This window comes from Idiomarina sp. H2 (assembly GCF_004364275.1).
In the GTDB taxonomy this organism is placed as follows: Bacteria; Pseudomonadota; Gammaproteobacteria; order Enterobacterales; family Alteromonadaceae; genus Idiomarina; species Idiomarina loihiensis.
In genome coordinates, this window is sequence record NZ_SNZY01000001.1 from 22,095 (window position 1) to 38,412 (window position 16,318).

The 16,318-nt window shown below is 46.6% G+C and carries 17 protein-coding genes; 14 read left to right on the forward strand and 3 right to left on the reverse strand.

Going from position 1 to position 16,318, the window contains the following annotated elements:
* Window positions 1-28: 28 nt before the first annotated feature.
* From flgN to flgA, 3 genes are all read right to left on the reverse strand, one after another.
* On the reverse strand, window positions 29-430 hold the full coding sequence (gene flgN, locus DET62_RS00100) for a flagellar export chaperone FlgN (protein WP_034819602.1): 402 nt from the start codon (window positions 428-430) through the stop codon (window positions 29-31).
* Window positions 430-753, reverse strand: coding sequence for a flagellar biosynthesis anti-sigma factor FlgM (gene flgM, locus DET62_RS00105; RefSeq protein ID WP_110012777.1), 324 nt, complete (start codon window positions 751-753; stop codon window positions 430-432). The genes flgN and flgM overlap by 1 nt, the downstream gene beginning before the upstream one ends.
* Before the next feature lie 116 nt (window positions 754-869).
* Window positions 870-1,592: a flagellar basal body P-ring formation chaperone FlgA gene (gene flgA, locus DET62_RS00110; protein WP_011234401.1), complete on the reverse strand. Its 723-nt coding sequence runs from the start codon at window positions 1,590-1,592 to the stop codon at window positions 870-872.
* Window positions 1,593-1,754: 162 nt separating this feature from the next.
* Here flgA and DET62_RS00115 point away from each other — a divergent pair, with 162 nt between their 5' ends.
* The 14 genes from DET62_RS00115 to DET62_RS14590 all read left to right on the forward strand — a co-directional run bounded on the left by DET62_RS00115 (window position 1,755) and on the right by DET62_RS14590 (window position 16,263).
* Window positions 1,755-2,690 (forward strand): chemotaxis protein CheV, encoded by a 936-nt coding sequence (locus tag DET62_RS00115; RefSeq protein ID WP_110012776.1) that lies wholly within the window; start codon window positions 1,755-1,757, stop codon window positions 2,688-2,690.
* 92 nt (window positions 2,691-2,782) lie between these two features.
* The gene (locus tag DET62_RS00120) at window positions 2,783-3,619 is read left to right on the forward strand and encodes a protein-glutamate O-methyltransferase (protein ID WP_110012775.1); all 837 of its coding nucleotides are present in this window, start codon (window positions 2,783-2,785) and stop codon (window positions 3,617-3,619) included.
* A gap of 100 nt (window positions 3,620-3,719) precedes the next feature.
* Complete coding sequence (flgB, locus tag DET62_RS00125) at window positions 3,720-4,124, forward strand: flagellar basal body rod protein FlgB (protein WP_110012774.1); 405 nt, start codon at window positions 3,720-3,722, stop codon at window positions 4,122-4,124.
* Window positions 4,125-4,130: 6 nt separating this feature from the next.
* Window positions 4,131-4,583 (forward strand): flagellar basal body rod protein FlgC, encoded by a 453-nt coding sequence (gene flgC, locus DET62_RS00130; protein ID WP_034819615.1) that lies wholly within the window; start codon window positions 4,131-4,133, stop codon window positions 4,581-4,583.
* A 14-nt stretch (window positions 4,584-4,597) separates the two neighbouring features.
* Complete coding sequence (gene flgD / locus DET62_RS00135) at window positions 4,598-5,281, forward strand: flagellar hook assembly protein FlgD (RefSeq protein WP_034819617.1); 684 nt, start codon at window positions 4,598-4,600, stop codon at window positions 5,279-5,281.
* 15 nt (window positions 5,282-5,296) lie between these two features.
* Window positions 5,297-6,754: a flagellar hook protein FlgE gene (gene flgE, locus DET62_RS00140; protein WP_110012773.1), complete on the forward strand. Its 1,458-nt coding sequence runs from the start codon at window positions 5,297-5,299 to the stop codon at window positions 6,752-6,754.
* A gap of 105 nt (window positions 6,755-6,859) precedes the next feature.
* Window positions 6,860-7,603: a flagellar basal body rod protein FlgF gene (locus tag DET62_RS00145; protein WP_110012772.1), complete on the forward strand. Its 744-nt coding sequence runs from the start codon at window positions 6,860-6,862 to the stop codon at window positions 7,601-7,603.
* Between the two features lie 21 nt (window positions 7,604-7,624).
* On the forward strand, window positions 7,625-8,413 hold the full coding sequence (flgG, locus tag DET62_RS00150; protein ID WP_110012771.1) for a flagellar basal-body rod protein FlgG: 789 nt from the start codon (window positions 7,625-7,627) through the stop codon (window positions 8,411-8,413).
* A gap of 34 nt (window positions 8,414-8,447) precedes the next feature.
* Window positions 8,448-9,122, forward strand: a complete 675-nt coding sequence (gene flgH / locus DET62_RS00155; RefSeq protein WP_110012770.1) for a flagellar basal body L-ring protein FlgH — start codon at window positions 8,448-8,450, stop codon at window positions 9,120-9,122.
* 10 nt (window positions 9,123-9,132) lie between these two features.
* Window positions 9,133-10,233 carry a flagellar basal body P-ring protein FlgI gene (locus tag DET62_RS00160; protein ID WP_110012769.1) on the forward strand — a complete coding sequence of 367 codons (1,101 nt, stop codon included), beginning with the start codon at window positions 9,133-9,135 and terminating at the stop codon, window positions 10,231-10,233.
* Between the two features lie 15 nt (window positions 10,234-10,248).
* On the forward strand, window positions 10,249-11,217 hold the full coding sequence (flgJ, locus tag DET62_RS00165; protein WP_110012768.1) for a flagellar assembly peptidoglycan hydrolase FlgJ: 969 nt from the start codon (window positions 10,249-10,251) through the stop codon (window positions 11,215-11,217).
* Between the two features lie 90 nt (window positions 11,218-11,307).
* Window positions 11,308-13,323 carry a flagellar hook-associated protein FlgK gene (gene flgK, locus DET62_RS00170; RefSeq protein ID WP_110012767.1) on the forward strand — a complete coding sequence of 672 codons (2,016 nt, stop codon included), beginning with the start codon at window positions 11,308-11,310 and terminating at the stop codon, window positions 13,321-13,323.
* A gap of 5 nt (window positions 13,324-13,328) precedes the next feature.
* Window positions 13,329-14,543, forward strand: coding sequence for a flagellar hook-associated protein FlgL (gene flgL / locus DET62_RS00175; protein WP_110012766.1), 1,215 nt, complete (start codon window positions 13,329-13,331; stop codon window positions 14,541-14,543).
* A 304-nt stretch (window positions 14,544-14,847) separates the two neighbouring features.
* Window positions 14,848-16,263: a flagellin gene (locus DET62_RS14590; protein WP_110012764.1), complete on the forward strand. Its 1,416-nt coding sequence runs from the start codon at window positions 14,848-14,850 to the stop codon at window positions 16,261-16,263.
* The last annotated feature ends 55 nt before the right edge of the window (window positions 16,264-16,318 follow it).

Here is a 16,318-nt window from a genome sequence, read left to right on the forward strand (position 1 = left end):
AAGCATCGTCCGTTAGGGCGGTGAGAAGTCACCGGATTTTACCTTTGCTATTGTAGGTAAGGGTATCTTTTCGTGCGGACTGTAAAATGGACTGTTTTAACTGCTCAATACTGTTTAGCGTTGACTGCACCACGCGTTCATTAACCTGACTTTGATGCTGAACGTCAGAGAGGGTGGCCTTAATAGCAGCAACCGCTTCAGCTAAGTCCGCGTCGTCTTTTAACTGTTCGTTGTCAGGGTGTTGAGCCAATTGCTGGTCGAGTTCGCTAATATGGATAAGCGTTTTTTCTTTGGCGTCGGCAATAGCATTAACATCAGCGTGTTGGCGCTCGACAATGGCATTAAGCTCACGTTGTTGTAACAACGCAAGGTTTTCCAGCGAGTCTGCCATATCCTGTAATATCTCGTTAACAGGCGCCAACACGGTCATTATTCGTTGCTGCCGTTACTGAACAGGTCAGACTCAAACTGAGCCAGTTTATTGGCCAGCTGTTCAACGTTAATTTTGTATGAGCCGCTTTCAATGTCGGCTTTAATTTTATCAACTTTGGCCTGGTCAATGCCGCTGCTGTTCATTGCTTTTTCCTGTAAGCCATTCAGTTGCTGCGCTTCGCTGGTTAACGAAACGGCCTCACCACCTTTTTGCGAAACCGCAGCAGGCTTCGCCGGAGCATCGCTCTGTACTTGACGACTGCTGGATTTGCTATCAATGTTGGCATTTTTCAGCCCGGCATTGTTAATGTTAATTGACATGGTTTTTAGCCTCGCTAGATAATATGTCTCGGTTACTTATCGACCACACTTAAAAATACTTTAATAAAAATTTTAGTACGTAGCCTGACGCTCACGTCAGGTTCTGATTAAGCATTTTATAAATTAACAGTCACTTCGTTTAGTCCTGTGACAACCGCTTGTATTGATTTGTTCGACCGTGCGTTCTCAACAACAACCGATTCACCTTTGAGACCATCAGCCAGGGCTCTTCCGGCGGCAGTAATTCGCAACGTTTTATCTTGTGCAACTATTGTAACGCTTTGCCCCTCACATACAAGACATGTATCGCTGGCACTTATTGCCTGACCTGCAGCAATGCGCTTTTTAATGCGGGCTCCAACTAAAGCCGTCATGTCAGTAAACACATTTGAGCGAACCCGGTTAAGGTCAACTTCGGAAAACACTAAATCACTCTCGCTTATCATTTGACCCGGAGCCATAGGTGAGGCTGCGGTAACAACATTTTTGTAGCGATAAATTCGAACAGGCACATAGGTGCGCCAGTTAGTTTTGCCTACACATTCAATTTCAATGGTAGTGTAGCTGTCGAGGTTGGCGTTAGTTGCCAGGCCTACTTTTGGTGGCTGCGAACAAATTTTGGGAGCCATGCGCGGGTCGAGGTTATTGGCAACGACTTCCACACGACCATTATCCGGCGCTGAAACCCGTTGTTCCACATAATTGTGAGCCAGTTCCTGTAACGCTTTGTAATTAAAGCGCAGACTTTCATCTGAACCGCTCGTTTTTGCGTTAACGGAATTAATGCCACAAGTTATAAAAAAAATCGAACTGATCAGCAGCGATTTACGTACTATCATAAAAATTCCTGATGTTATCCGTTAAGGTTATCTGTTCGAGTGCCGAAAAAAACGGTATAACGTCAAAAGATCGGCAGTTCGATGGTTTCAGTATGGTTAATGTAGATGTAAGCAAATACCGTGCCGAAGTAGAAGTAGCCTGCCACATAACAGGAGTGAACAATGGCTAGCATTCTCGATTCAGTGAATCAACGCACACAAATGGTCGGTCAAAACCGGCTGGAACTATTAATGTTTCACCTAAATGGGAAACAACGCTTTGGCATCAACGTATTTAAAGTACGTGAAGTATTGCCATGTCCTAAGCTTACCGCTATGCCGAATCGTAACCCTCTGGTTCGTGGCGTTGCGCATATCCGTGGTCAGGCTATATCCATTATTGACTTGAGTATGGCGACCGGTGGTCGGGCGCTAACCGATATTCAGAATCGTTTCGTCATTATTGCTGAGTACAACCGAACCATTCAGGGCTTTTTGGTTGAAGGGGTTGATCGCATCATTAACATCAACTGGGAAGATGTGATGCCGCCGCCCAAAGGTACCGGAAGAGATGCGTATCTTACCGCGGTGACCAAAGTGGAAGATGAATTAATTGAAATTATTGATGTGGAACGCATATTAGCTGATATTATGCCGGCTAATATGGATGTCAGCGAAGAAGTCGCGAATGCACCTATCAATGTTGCAAAAGAAGATTTAACCATTTTGATTACGGATGACTCTTCGGTTGCCCGCAACCAGATAAAACGTGCATTGCAGTCTTTGGGTATTACGCTCGAAGTCAAAAAGAACGGTAAAGAAGCTTTAGATTACTTAAAAGATAAAGCCAAGGAAGTGGGGGGCTTAGTGCATCCTCATGTGCCCGTTTTGGTCTCCGATGTCGAAATGCCGGTTATGGACGGTTATACGCTCACCGCTGAGTTAAAAGCTGATCCAAATTTACGCGATATTCATGTTATTTTACATACATCATTGAGTGGTGTGTTTAATCAGGCTATGGTGAAGAAAGTCGGTGCCGATGATTTTATTGCAAAATTTCATCCGGATGAGCTGGCGACCGCCGTACAAAAATGGCTGAATACAGAAGTTATTGCGTAGCCTGATGCTATTGCATCAGGTGCGATATTCGACCTGACGTGAACGTCAGGCTACGAAACGAATGAAACTGAAACGGAAGTTGTTTATATAACGTGATAGATCGCGAATTAAGTTTATCGGAATATCAGGAATTTCGTCAGTTCCTTGAACATCAATGCGGTATCGTATTGGGTGAAAGTAAACTGTATCTGGTGAAGAGTCGGCTGAGCCCTTTAATGGGCCGGTTTAATGTCGATTCGCTGTCGGAACTCGTAAAACGCTCAATGAAACTAAGTGAGCGCGCGTTGCGGGCAGCGGTTATTGATGCCATGACAACCAACGAAACCTTATGGTTTCGTGACACTTACCCGTTTGAAATTCTGAACGATCGTATTCTTCCTGAATATAAGAATCACACCGGGCCTTTAAAAATTTGGTCTGCAGCCTGTTCCTCCGGGCAAGAACCTTATTCTATTGCCATGACGTACTTAGAGTATAAGGCGAAAAACCCGGGTGGGCTAAGAGCTGGCATAAAAGTCACGGCAACCGACATTTCCAATAAGGTTCTCGAACAATGTGCAATTGGTGAGTACGATAGTCTTGCTCTCGCGCGTGGTTTATCGGCTGAGCGTAGAAAGAAGTTTTTTACGGACGCCGAAAGTAAAGTCGGCTCCATGAGAGTAAAAGACGAGCTTAAGCAGTTTATTCATTTCCGTCACTTGAACTTGCTGGACAGCTATTCTTTGCTGGGCAAATTCGATGTTATTTTTTGCCGCAATGTTCTTATTTACTTTGCCCCTGAAGTAAAGCGGAAAATTATTGCCCAATTCCGGCAATCGCTGAACCCCGGCGGTTATCTTTTTCTCGGTGCATCCGAATCAATTTCAGGACTTACTGAGGATTTTGAGATGATCCGCTGCCAGCCAGGCATAATTTACCGGAGAAAATAGTTTCCTGCAGGAAATGTCCGCCTGAAAAAGTAATAATCCCTCCTTAAATTGGCACACTTCCTGCATTGTCTTCACTATCGAACACTGTGGAGACAAAAATATGGCACTTTCCATGGACAAGCTTATGGGAATACAGCAACACACGTTGGGTGTACGCACTCAGCGCGCGGAGCTTATTGCCAACAATATTGCCAATGCCGACACCCCCGGCTACAAAGCTAAAGGTCTGGACTTTCAGCAGGCGTTGCAACAAGCGCAACGCGGTATGGAAAACCACAAAATGGCGCGTACTCACGAAAAGCATTTCAGCGTTGAAATTAAACCTCAGGGAACTGAAAAGTTCCGCGTACCCACGCAACCGGATACCGGCGATGGCAACACCGTTGATGTGCAGTTGGAACAAAACTTGTATGCACAAAATGCGTTGGAGTATGAAATGACCATGAACTTTCTTGACGGCCGTATCAGCGGTGTGAAGAAAGCCCTGGGCGGACAAGGGAGATAATAAGTCATGAGTCTTTTTAACATTTTTAATGTGTCGGGTTCGGCCATGAGTGCTCAGTCAGTACGACTGAATACAACAGCCAGTAACCTCGCAAACGCTAACTCAATTAGCAGCAGTATTGATGAAACCTATCGGGCCAGAAACCCGGTTTTTGCGACCGCTTTAGCCGACGCTAAAGGTGACTATCGCGGTAATAGTCTGACGAATCAGACTCAGGCGGGTCAGGAAGCCGGCGTCAAAGTACTGGGTATTGTGGAAAGTCAGGATCCGCTGCAAATTGAATATGCTCCAAATCATCCTATGGCTGACGAAAGCGGTTATATCTACCGTCCAAACGTCAACACCATGGAAGAAATGGCCAATATGATTTCGGCTTCGCGTTCCTACCAGACAAACGTTCAGGTAGCGGACACTGCCAAAACAATGACACAACGTTTATTGCGTCTGGGTCAAGGGTAAGCAGGAGATAAGTAATGGAAGGCGTAAGCAATAATTCCTACATTGACGACTTGAAATGGAAGAAAGAAGACGATGCCAGATATGCTGATCCAGATGAGCAGGGAAAGCTGGAGCAAGAAGACTTCTTCAAGCTGTTAACAGAGCAACTCAGTATGCAGGACCCGTCTAAGCCGGTCGAGAACGATCAGATGATCGCTCAAATGACCAGTTTCACAATGGCGGAAGGTATTAGCGGTCTGTCAGACCGATTTGACCAATTTGCGACAGACATGACCTCGAATCAGGCACTTCAGGCTTCAACTATGGTTGGGCGTAAAGTTCTGGTGCCGACTGATCAGGCTAACCTGGAATCAGGGGCTGGCGTAACGGGCATGATTGCGACACCGCAGACGGCTCAGAATGTAAAAATTAGTATTAAAGACTCCACGGGAGCAACGGTTAAAACCATTGATTTAGGTGATGTGGAGCAGGGAACAAAAGAGTTTGAGTGGGACGGCGTTATGTCTAACGGCGAAGAAGCGCCCGCCGGAAATTATTCGTTCTCTGTGAATGCCCAAGTAGGTGGTCAGACTGAAGAGCTTCCATTGCAAATGCACGCTCGTGTGCAAAGTGTCAGCACCGGCGGTGACCGCGGTGTGGTTTTGAATCTTAAAGGATTAGGTGGCATCAAGCTTTCTGATGTGACTGAAATTAGCTAACAAGTGAGGTGACTTATGTCATTTAATATTGCACTCGGCGGTATCAATGCATCACAAAAAGACTTAGATGTAACCGCAAATAACATTTCAAACGTCAAAACAACCGGCTTCAAGCAATCACGTGCTGAGTTCGCGGATGTTTATGCCAGTAGTATCTTTAGTTCGGGACGAGCTAAGGTGGGGGATGGCGTGTTAACGTCATCAGTTGCACAGCAATTTAGTCAAGGTACGCTCGATTTTACTGAAAACTCTTTGGATATGGCCATTAGCGGAAATGGCTTCTTTGCAACCGCATCCCAGATAGGCGATCAAGATTACAACTTTACTCGCTCAGGTGCGTTTAAGTTAAATAACGAGAGCTATATGGTTGACAATAATGGGAATTACTTGGTCGGTTTTCCTGTTAATGAAACGACCGGAACAAGTCAGTCCTCCAGTTTAGCTACTGCTCAGCCTCTTCGTATTCCTGACACGGCTGGGGCGCCAAGCTTAACTGAAAACGTGAACCTGTCGTTTAACCTCGACTCGCGAAGTGAGTCAGTTCCCATACGCACAGGAGCGGTGCCCACTGATCCAAATTATGTTGAGGGTAGGCCATTTAATCCCGAGGATACTGGTAGTTATACCTCATCAACATCCACAACTATATACGACTCCCTTGGCGAGTCTCATGTAATGACAACCTACTATGCTCGCCGAGCTGATGGAGAGGGTGGACAAAACGCTCCGGGTACAGCAATTCCTGCTGATGCTGATACTTATTGGGACATTTATACTACTGTCGATGGACGGGGCGTTGACGCTGAGTTGAAAGATGCTAGCGGAGCGGTAATTGGGAACTCGCAAGCAGAACCAACTGCAACGTTTTCGGGGGGCGGCCCCTACAATGGGATTCGTGTGGCTTTTGGGCCAGACGGCAAACCGAGTCCTAACTCTCCTGGTTTCACTGACGGAACTTTTCCTGATGCGACGGTGGCAGTGGGTGGCACATATAGCAATGGCGCAAATGCAGCCCAAAGTTTGGATATTAAGTTTCAAGACCCGCAAGGAGACAGACTGCCTACTCAGTATGCTTCGGAATTTGAAGTTAACGTTCTTGAGCAAGATGGCAGTACGTTAGGCCGATTAACTAAAGTGGAAACTGCAGAGGATGGGCTTATTTCAGCGACATACTCGAACGGTGATACTCGTTACTTAGGCCAAGTTGCACTAGTGCGCTTCGCGAATGAGCAAGGTCTGACTCAGGTTGGCGGTACATCATGGAAACAAAGCAGTGCGTCAGGCGAAGCTCTTGCAGGCCAGGCCAATTCAGGGACTTTCGGTGCTATTGAATCATCAGCACTGGAGAACTCAAACGTGAACCTGACCAAAGAGCTGGTTGATTTGATTTCTGCGCAGCGTAACTTCCAGGCCAACTCGCGTTCGCTTGAAGTAAACAACACCATTAATCAGACCATTCTTCAGATTCGATAATAGCTATTGGTTACGATTAACAAAAGACGCCTTCGGGCGTCTTTTTTTTGGCACGAAATCTGCATTGCTTAACCCAGATGACAAATTTTTGGCTGGAGGTCAGCTATGGACAAGATGCTATGGGTAGCGATGAGTGGCGCGAAAGAAAATATGAACGCTGTCGCTGTTCGTGCCAACAACTTGGCTAACGCCAATACCACGGCGTTTAAAGGCGACTTGCAACAGGCTCGGGCTATGCAGGCCTTTGGTGAAGGTTTGCCAACACGAGTCTTTTCTATGACGGAAAGCCCCGGGCAAAATTTTGCCAGTGGAGCAATACAAACGACTGGTCGGAATATGGATGTTGCCATTCAGGATCAGGGCTGGATTGCCGTCGATGATGGCAACGGCAATGAGCGTTACACCCGTAACGGTAGCTTGGAAGTGGGGACTGACGGTTTGTTGAAAAACTCAACGGGACAAACCGTTTTGGGCGATAACGGGCCAATATTTGTTCCTATGCCAATTGATAATTTGGTTATAGGTGCGAACGGGAATGTGTCGATACGTCCAATGGGCGCGCCGGCGAATGCCATGGAAGTGATTGACCGCATTAAATTAGTTAACCCGCCGAACGGCAATATGGAAAAAGGTAACGATGGCTTGTTTAAGTTAAAAGATGATCAGCAAGCCATTGCCGATGCCAATGTCAAACTGGAAATTGGTGCTCTTGAGGGCAGTAACGTGAACAGCGTCGAAGAAATGACGCACATGATTGCTCTGCAGCGCCAGTATGAAATGAACGTCAAATTAATGAAAACCGCCGATGAGAACGCTCAGCGTTCTGAGTCGCTGATGAGAATCAGCTAAGCGTAGCTCAGGAGAAACATTATGAACCCAGCATTATGGATAAGTAAAACCGGACTGGACGCGCAGCAGCGCGATATTTCAGTTATTTCCAACAACCTGGCAAACTCCAGCACCATCGGCTTTAAAAAGAGCCGGGCGGTATTCGAAGACTTGTTGTATCAGAACATTAACCAGCCGGGCGGGCAGTCAGCGCAGGACACCGAGCTACCTAACGGCTTGATGCTGGGTGCCGGTACCAAGGTGGTGGCGACGCAAAAGTCTCATACTCAGGGCAATGTACAGACAACCGACAACTCGCTGGATGTGATGATTGACGGTAAAGGTTTCTTTCAGGTGCTGATGCCGGACGGCAACATCTCTTATACCCGTAACGGTCAGTTTTCCCTGAACGAAGATGGTGAGCTAGTGACTTCCGGTAATGGCTACAATATAGAACCTGCGATTCAAATTCCGGAAGACGCCATGTCTATCAGTATTTCACAAGAAGGTGAAGTGACAGTTACCCAACCCGGCAACCCGGACAACATTGTGGTAGGGCAGCTTAACCTGGTTAACTTTATTAATCCGGCCGGTTTAGAGCCTATGGGGCAAAACCTTTATAAAGAAACAGCAGTAAGTGGTGCTCCTTTAGAGGCGGTTCCGGGCGTTGACGGTATGGGTAATACCATTCAGGGCGCGTTGGAAACCTCAAATGTGAACGTGACCGAAGAGCTGGTTAACTTAATTGAAAGTCAGCGTGGCTACGAGATGAACTCGAAAGTGATTTCGTCTGTGGATCAGATGCTGAGTTATATTAACCAGCAGCTTTAATTGTTGTCGTCATTAAATAATAGCGGGTGATTTTATGCGTTTTTTCCTTGTTTCTTTAACAGTATTGGTTGCGGCTGGTTGTGCGCAAACCCCGCATAAACCTATGCCCGATGACCCATATTACGCACCCGTGTTACCGGAAGAGCGTGCTCAGCCGGTGGTGCCAACAGGTTCTTTGTTTCAGGATGCTTACGCGGATAACCTGTATTCTGATATTAAAGCCCGCAGATTAGGCGACATTATTACGGTGACTTTGCAGGAGCAAACCACTGCCAGTAAAACAGCAACGACTGAAACTTCGAAAGAAAGCTCGGCAGAGCTTGGTGCTCCGACCATGTTTGGACGGAACATTACCGTCGGTGGTAACCCTCTTTCTGCCGGGGTGAATGGCACCAGAGACTTTAATGGCGACGCCAGCTCTGACCAGAGTAACCAATTAAATGGCGAAATTACCGTAACCGTTATTAAAGTACTACCTAACGGAAATTTAATTGTGCGTGGCGAAAAATGGATGCGCATTAATACCGGCGATGAGTATATTCGCTTAACCGGTATGATCCGTCCGCAGGACATTACCGCGGCTAACCAAATCCCTTCAACTCGTGTCGCCAATGCGCGTATCGAGTACTCGGGTACCGGCAGTCTGGCCCAGGTTCAGGAGCAGGGTTGGTTAACCCGTTTCTTTAACAGCCCGATATGGCCATTTTAAGGAGTAAGGCATGAGAACGCTTAAGATATTCGCACTTGCGGTGAGTTTGCTCTCAATGCTGGTTGCTCCGGTGCAAGCCTCTCGTATAAAAGACATCGCATCGGTTCAGGGCATTCGTTCTAACCAGTTGATTGGCTATGGTCTGGTTGTTGGCTTGCCGGGAACTGGCGAGCAGACGCCTTTTACTGACCAGACTTTTCGTACCATGCTGGGTAACTTCGGTATTAATATTCCGGCGAATGAGCGTCCTAAAATTGATAACGTAGCAGCCGTTGCGGTGCATGCTGACTTACCGGCATTTGCGAAACCCGGACAGAAAATTGACGTGACGGTCTCCTCTGTTGGCAGCGCCGACAGCCTGACCGGTGGAACCTTACTGCAAACCTTTTTAAAAGGTGCGAACGGTGAAGTTTATGCTGTAGCACAAGGTAGCCTTATTGTGGGCGGCTTAGGCGCTGAAGGTAATGACGGCTCAAAAATTGTCATTAATACGCCTACGGTCGGTCGTATTCCTGGTGGTGGTGTGGTTGAGCGCGAAGTTCTTTCGGGCTTCGGCTCTTCTGACTACTTTACCTTTAATTTGCATCAGTCCGATTTTACAACTGCAAAACGCATGGCTGAAACCATTAATAACTTAGTTGGCGATGGTTCAGCTCAGGCAATAGATGCGACTTCTGTACGGGTACGAGCTCCTAGAGATTTGAGTCAGCGGGTGAGTTATATGTCGACGCTGGAAAATCTGGAGGTACAACAGGCCTCTGCGTCGGCGAAAATTATCGTAAACTCGCGTACCGGAACCATTGTGGTTGGCCAGAATGTTGAGTTGAGACCAGCCGCTGTAGCACATGGCAACATGCAGGTGACCATAGCGGAGAACGTTAATGTTGATCAGCCTAACCCGTTTGGTCAGGGGCAAACGGCGATTACGCCTCAGAGCATCATTGATGTGAACCAGGAAGATGCACGGATGTTTGTGTTTGAACCCGGTACGACATTGAATGACCTGGTGCGTGCGGTCAATCAGATTGGCGCAGCTCCCGGCGATATGATTGCTGTACTGGAAGCATTAAAGCAGGCCGGTGCGTTGTCCGGCGAACTCATCGTTATTTAACGGCAGTTAAAAAATATGACGGCTTCAAACTCGCATCTAAAACAAACGCAACACGCAATGGATACCAGCAGCCTGGACGGGCTGCGTAAGCGTGCGTTTAAAGCGGATGACAAAGAAGCGCTGATGGAAGCGGCGCAACAGTTTGAAGCCATATTCCTGAATATGGTTATGGGCAGTATGCGCAAAGCCAATGCTGTGTTTGAGGAAGATAATTTACTGGATAATCGCTACACCAATATGTACCGCGATATGTATGACCAGCAGTTGACTTCGGAGCTGTCTAATCAGGGGAGTCTTGGGCTGGCTGAGTTGATGGTAAAGCAATTGAGTGGTGACAACAGTTATGTTTCGGAGTCGATGAATCGTAGTGGTGCCAACCTTGGTGACCCGCGTGCGAAAAACCGTGCCGATATGAGTAAGCAACTGAGTGATCAGGGCGGTATTGATGCCGGTTTATATTACGGCAACCAGCGCGTTAACACGGCGAAGTTAAGTGACGGGAGCGCAACCTTTGATTCACCACAGAGCTTTATTGCCGCATTAAAACCTCATGCCGAACGAATAGCGAAGGAAGCCGGATTGAACCCCGATGTTTTAATGGCTCAAGCGGCTCTGGAAACTGGGTGGGGACAACGTTTAGTGCCCGGACGGCATGGCGGTTCCAGTAATAACTTATTCAATATAAAAGCAGATACCCGCTGGGATGGCGACAAATCTCATGTCAGTACACTGGAATTTGATGGTGAAGTCGCTCGTAAAGAGCGCGCCGCGTTTCGCTCTTACGCCAATGTGGAACAGAGTTTGCAAGACTACGTTGACTTTATAAAAGAGCATCCGCGTTATCAGCAGGCGTTACAAGTAGCTGATGATCCTGCCCAGTACGCTGAAGCGTTGCAAAGTGCGGGCTACGCAACGGATCCTCAGTACGCACAGAAGATTCAGTCGGTATTAAACAATCCGGCTTTTGTTGATAAAGACATTTAGTGGTGCCGCAGGCGGCGAAAAATTGCCGGTTTAACTAAATAATATTCGTTAGGTGCCGATAATGGTCACAGAGTAACTGGAGAGTCATCGATGAGTTTTGACTTATTAAATATCGGTAAAAACGGCATATTAGCGCATCAACAAAGCCTGCAAATTACCGGTAAGAACATTAATAATACAAAAACGGACAGCTACGTTCGCGAGCGCACCGAATACCTGGAAAGTGAATTTGGTGGTTTGGAACGTCTGCGAGTTAATCGTATGATCGACGAATTCGCCAATCGCCAGTTGCGCACCGATATCTCCAAAGTCAGTTACTACAAAGCCAATCTTCAACAAGCGGAACAATTGGATACTTTATTAGGTGATAGTACGACTAATGTTGCCTCTTCTATAGAAAGCTTTTTCAATACCCTGCAGGATGCCAATAATGACCCTGGTTCAGTGACTGCCCGCCAACTGGTGTTAGCTGAAGCTAGTTCCATGGTGACTAAGTTTAATGATTTCTCTCAATACCTTAACCAACAAAAAAATATAATAAACGATCGTCTGACACTATCGACTGAACGCATTAATTCAATTTCAGAAAATATAGCCGAACTGAACGTGAAAATTCAGTCGTCAGCAGGAAAAAACAATGACAATGGCGATTTAAACGCGCTGTTAAATAAACGCGATGATCAACTACGACAGCTTGCAGAGTTGGTTCAGTTCAGCACGATTGAACAGAAAAATGGGGCTGTTTCCGTTAATTTGAAAAATGGTCAGCCGCTGGTTTTGGAAAACGGACGGTTTAATGCGGTTGCCGTAAAAAGTAACCCTGACACCGAGCGCTTAGAAATGGTTCTTAAAAAAGAGCACAGCGGTGGCGGTGTCAGTGAGTTTTACTTGCCAACCGACGAAGTTGGCGGTTCTGTTGGCGGTTATCTGGAATATCGTGACCAAGTGTTAATGCCGACTCAGAGGCGTTTGGGTCAGCTAGCGGTGCGCATTGCAGATTCTTTGAATACTCAGAACCAAAAAGGTATGGATCTGGATAACCAGTTGGGTAGTAAAATTTTTGATCTGGGTAAAACGGAGTCACAGGCGGTACCTTATGCCGAAAACACAGGCACAGCTGAAATTGGAGTACGTGTTTTAGAGGGGAACAGCAAATCGTTTCCATCGGAAAACCTGCGTATTACTAAAACTGGTAACCCGGACGAATATGAGATTGTACCAGTAAATAGTGACGGTACGGTGGTAAGCGGAGCTGACACGATTACGGTGACTCAGGCATCTCCTGGTTCGGTCGATATTGCGGAATTGGGGATTTCGCTAGATCTTACTGGTGCTGCGAATGCCGGTGACCAATTTTTGGCAAAGCCGGCGGATAATGCCGCTTCGGAAATCAGTTTAGCCATTCGCCGCCCGGAAGATATTGCTTTGGCAAACCCTATTCGAGTGAAGGACGGGATGGATAACGAAGGCGCTGCTGGAATCGAAATTAATTCGATTAATACGCCTAACGATTATTACGATACCACGAACAATACTTTACTGGGTACTGCACCGGCGCGTATTGAAGTGACGGGACAGACCGGCAACGCTTATGACCTGGAAGTGTTTGATAAAGATGGAAACAGTATAGGCACAATTACGGGAACGACAGACCTGAATGGTATTTTAAACCAGGCTGGTTTAGCCGATCCGGATTATGAAGTCGATATTAATGGTGAGCCTGCTGTTGGTGATGAGTATTTTATTGAATACAATACCAATGGTTTTGATGATAATAGCAACGGTCAGGCTATGGCTGACTTACAACGCCAGCAATTGGTTCGGCGCTCTGGCGGTGAAGAAGCGGAACCCACAATGACTTTCAATGAAAGCTACGGTCGACTGGTGTCGGATGTGGGCAGTCGGGTTAGCCAAAATCGGGTATTACGCGACTCAGCTGAAGCCATCAAGTCACAAACTGAAGCACTTTATGATTCCCAGGCCGGGGTCAATCTGTCCGAAGAAGCTGCGAATTTAATTCAGTATCAGCAGGCGTATACTGCGTCCGCAAGAATTATTACAACGTCACAAACCATTTTTGACACCCTGCTGAATTCATTGAGGTAATGACTATGCGTTTAAGTACTAACTTATTTTTCCAGCGGGGTCTGGACAGCTTACAAACCTCACAAAGTCAGTTGGATAGAATTCAATTGATGCTGACTAAGCAAACCAGAATATTAAGCCCTGCTGATGATCCTATTGGCAATTCGCAAGTGTTGGCACTGAACGAGAAAATTGGTCAGAACGAACAATTTGAACGTAACTCAATCACTTTAGAAAACAATTTGCGTCGTGAGGAAAGTGTATTAGACAGCATTACCTCTGCTATTCAGAAAGCGCGTACCCTGGCTGTTCAGGCGGGCAACGGTAGTTATGATCAGACGAACCGGAAAGCCATTGCGTCGGAATTACGCAATATTGAAGCGTCAATTTTTGATTTAACTAATGCTCAGGATGAATCGGGCGAGTATATTTTTGCCGGTTATCAGAACCGTACTCAGCCAATGGAGTTCGATGACGCGACTCAGTCTTACCAATACGTTGGTGATCAGGGGCAGCGCACCATTCAGTTGTCTCCTACGCTTTATTTGCCGGCAAATGACCCGGGCAGTCGTGCGTTTTCAAACGTGTCTAAACGAGTCGATTTTGACTTAACCGCTGGCGGAGACTTTATTGAAAAAGTGGAAGTCACTGACCGTAATGCGCTAATTGCCGATACCGAGGCACGTATTGCTGCGGGTGACCCCACCGATTTTACCGTTAACTTTACGGGTCCGGATACTTATGAGATTGATGATGGCGTTAACCCCGTTGTTACCGGTACTGTGACTGATGGAAAGGTTGAGTATAATGGTATGAGTCTGGAGCTTGATAAAGATAATATGCCAGTAGCCGGGGATTCTTTTAGCTACAGTATAGGCGAACCGGTGTCTCGTAACTTACTGACGCAAATGCGCGACTTAGCGGACGCACTTGAAGATTCAGGACCAGAGAGTAAAGGCTTCCACGAGAGTGAAATCGCCTTCGCGCTGGACGACTTTAATACGATTATAGGTGATTTAACTGACACTCAGGCGTCGGTTGGTGCGCGTCTTAATGTTATGGATAATGCCAAGCTCAGTAATGCCGATATAGAAATAGTGAATAAAAAAGCACGGTCAGATATATCTGATGTGGATTATTCCGAAGCATTAACCGATTTAGTAAAAAATGAAACCATTTATTCAGCGGCTCAGCAAGTGTTCTCCCGGGTCAGCCAGTTGAGTCTATTCGACTACCTGTAAATTATACCGTGATGTAGCCTGACGTTCACGTCAGGTGAGGTACCAAACCCGGTAATGTTGTAGCCTGACATTTATGTCAGGTGAGATATCCATCCTGACATAAATGTCAGGCTACATCACAAATATCGCCCCGCCGTAAAAAACTTCAAAAATTTTCAAAAAAATCCTAAAGCTCCCCAAACCCCGGCCGATACCCTTTGTGAGAGGAAACTTTAACCAGGCGAAACACGAAGCCGAACACTTCCTCCCAGCTTGGCAACAACGATTGAATCCAAGCTTAGGCCAGAAACTGAGGAGCATTATTATGCCTTTATATGTAAACACTAACGTCAGCTCATTGAACGCGCAGCGTCAGCTGATCAGCTCAGGTAACTCGCTTGACCAAGCATTTCAACGTTTGTCGTCAGGCTTCCGTATCAACAGCGCTGCAGATGATGCTGCGGGCTTACAAATTTCAAACCGTTTGAGCTCACAGGTAAACGGCTTGAACCAGGGTAACCGTAACGCAAACGACGCTATCTCTATGGCGCAAACTGCAGAAGGTGCACTGGATGAGTCAACGACTATCCTGCAACGTATGCGTACACTGTCTATTCAGTCAGCTAACGGGTCTAACTCTGATGTTGACCGTGGCGCACTGCAAAAAGAAATTGGTAACCTGCAGCAAGAGCTAACTCGTATTGCAGAAACGACCAGCTTTGGTGGTAAAAACTTGCTTGACGGTAGCTTCGGTACTGAAAAATACCAGGTTGGTGCTAACGCTAACGAGACTATCTCTGTAAGTCTTCGTGACGTAGCAGCTAACGCTATCGGTAACAACAAAGTGACTGGCGCTGGCTCAATTCTGGGTACACAAACAGCAACAGCTGCAGCTGATTACACTGTAGGTTTGACTGCTGGTAACATTACCTTGGGTGGCCCTGATGGTAACGCTGTTATTGGTGTAACTGCCACTGATAAAGCAATGGATATCGTTGGTAAAGTTAACAGTGCAGGCACAGGTGTTACTGCTTCTACTGAAGTTACAGCGACAATTAGTAACTTCCAGAGTACTGATGCTGGTACCTTAACTATTGGCGAAGAAACCTTTGACTTGGCGAAATACAACGGTTCACTGACTAAGCTTTCAGAAGACCTGGGTAAAGCCGGTATTGATGCGACTGTTGACGGCGGTGAGTTAACCATAAATGCTCAAGACGTTAATGGCGTTCAAATCTCTGGTGGTGTGGCTGGTAACACCGTTACTTTAGCTGGTGCTACTGGTGCTGGAATTGTTGCTGATGACACTAACCCCAGTGTTGTTGTTGACGCTGAACTTCAGCTTGAATCACGTGATGCGTTTTCTATCACTAATGATGGTACTGCTGACGAAACTGAGATTTTCGGTGCTAGTGCATCAACGTTGAGCCAGATTGGTCAGGTTGATATCAGTACTTATGATGGCGCGCAAAACGCTTTGGGAACTATTGATGCAGCAATTGCACAGATTGATGCTCAACGCGCAGACTTAGGTGCGGTTCAGAACCGTTTTCAGTCAACCATTCGTAACCAAGCGAACATTGCTGAAAACCTGGAAGGTGCTAAGTCTCGAATTAAAGACGCAGACTTTGCTGCTGAAACTGCAAAACTGACTCAGTCTCAGATTCTGCAGCAGGCTTCACAGACTATCCTGGCGCAGGCAAACCAGCGTCCACAGGCGGCACTGCAGTTACTGGGTTAATCTCCACTTAAACTTAGTAGTGTATAAAAACGGAGCTTCGGCTCCGTTTTTTTAT

Coding starts and splice junctions, on each gene's coding strand:
- flgN (WP_034819602.1), bottom strand. CDS start 430: ATGACCGTGTTGGCGCCTGTTAACGAGATATTACAGGATATGGCAGAC.
- flgM (WP_110012777.1), bottom strand. CDS start 753: ATGTCAATTAACATTAACAATGCCGGGCTGAAAAATGCCAACATTGAT.
- flgA (WP_011234401.1), bottom strand. CDS start 1,592: ATGATAGTACGTAAATCGCTGCTGATCAGTTCGATTTTTTTTATAACT.
- DET62_RS00115 (WP_110012776.1), top strand. CDS start 1,755: ATGGCTAGCATTCTCGATTCAGTGAATCAACGCACACAAATGGTCGGT.
- flgB (WP_110012774.1), top strand. CDS start 3,720: ATGGCACTTTCCATGGACAAGCTTATGGGAATACAGCAACACACGTTG.
- flgC (WP_034819615.1), top strand. CDS start 4,131: ATGAGTCTTTTTAACATTTTTAATGTGTCGGGTTCGGCCATGAGTGCT.
- flgD (WP_034819617.1), top strand. CDS start 4,598: ATGGAAGGCGTAAGCAATAATTCCTACATTGACGACTTGAAATGGAAG.
- flgE (WP_110012773.1), top strand. CDS start 5,297: ATGTCATTTAATATTGCACTCGGCGGTATCAATGCATCACAAAAAGAC.
- DET62_RS00145 (WP_110012772.1), top strand. CDS start 6,860: ATGGACAAGATGCTATGGGTAGCGATGAGTGGCGCGAAAGAAAATATG.
- flgG (WP_110012771.1), top strand. CDS start 7,625: ATGAACCCAGCATTATGGATAAGTAAAACCGGACTGGACGCGCAGCAG.
- flgH (WP_110012770.1), top strand. CDS start 8,448: ATGCGTTTTTTCCTTGTTTCTTTAACAGTATTGGTTGCGGCTGGTTGT.
- DET62_RS00160 (WP_110012769.1), top strand. CDS start 9,133: ATGAGAACGCTTAAGATATTCGCACTTGCGGTGAGTTTGCTCTCAATG.
- flgJ (WP_110012768.1), top strand. CDS start 10,249: ATGACGGCTTCAAACTCGCATCTAAAACAAACGCAACACGCAATGGAT.
- flgK (WP_110012767.1), top strand. CDS start 11,308: ATGAGTTTTGACTTATTAAATATCGGTAAAAACGGCATATTAGCGCAT.
- flgL (WP_110012766.1), top strand. CDS start 13,329: ATGCGTTTAAGTACTAACTTATTTTTCCAGCGGGGTCTGGACAGCTTA.
- DET62_RS14590 (WP_110012764.1), top strand. CDS start 14,848: ATGCCTTTATATGTAAACACTAACGTCAGCTCATTGAACGCGCAGCGT.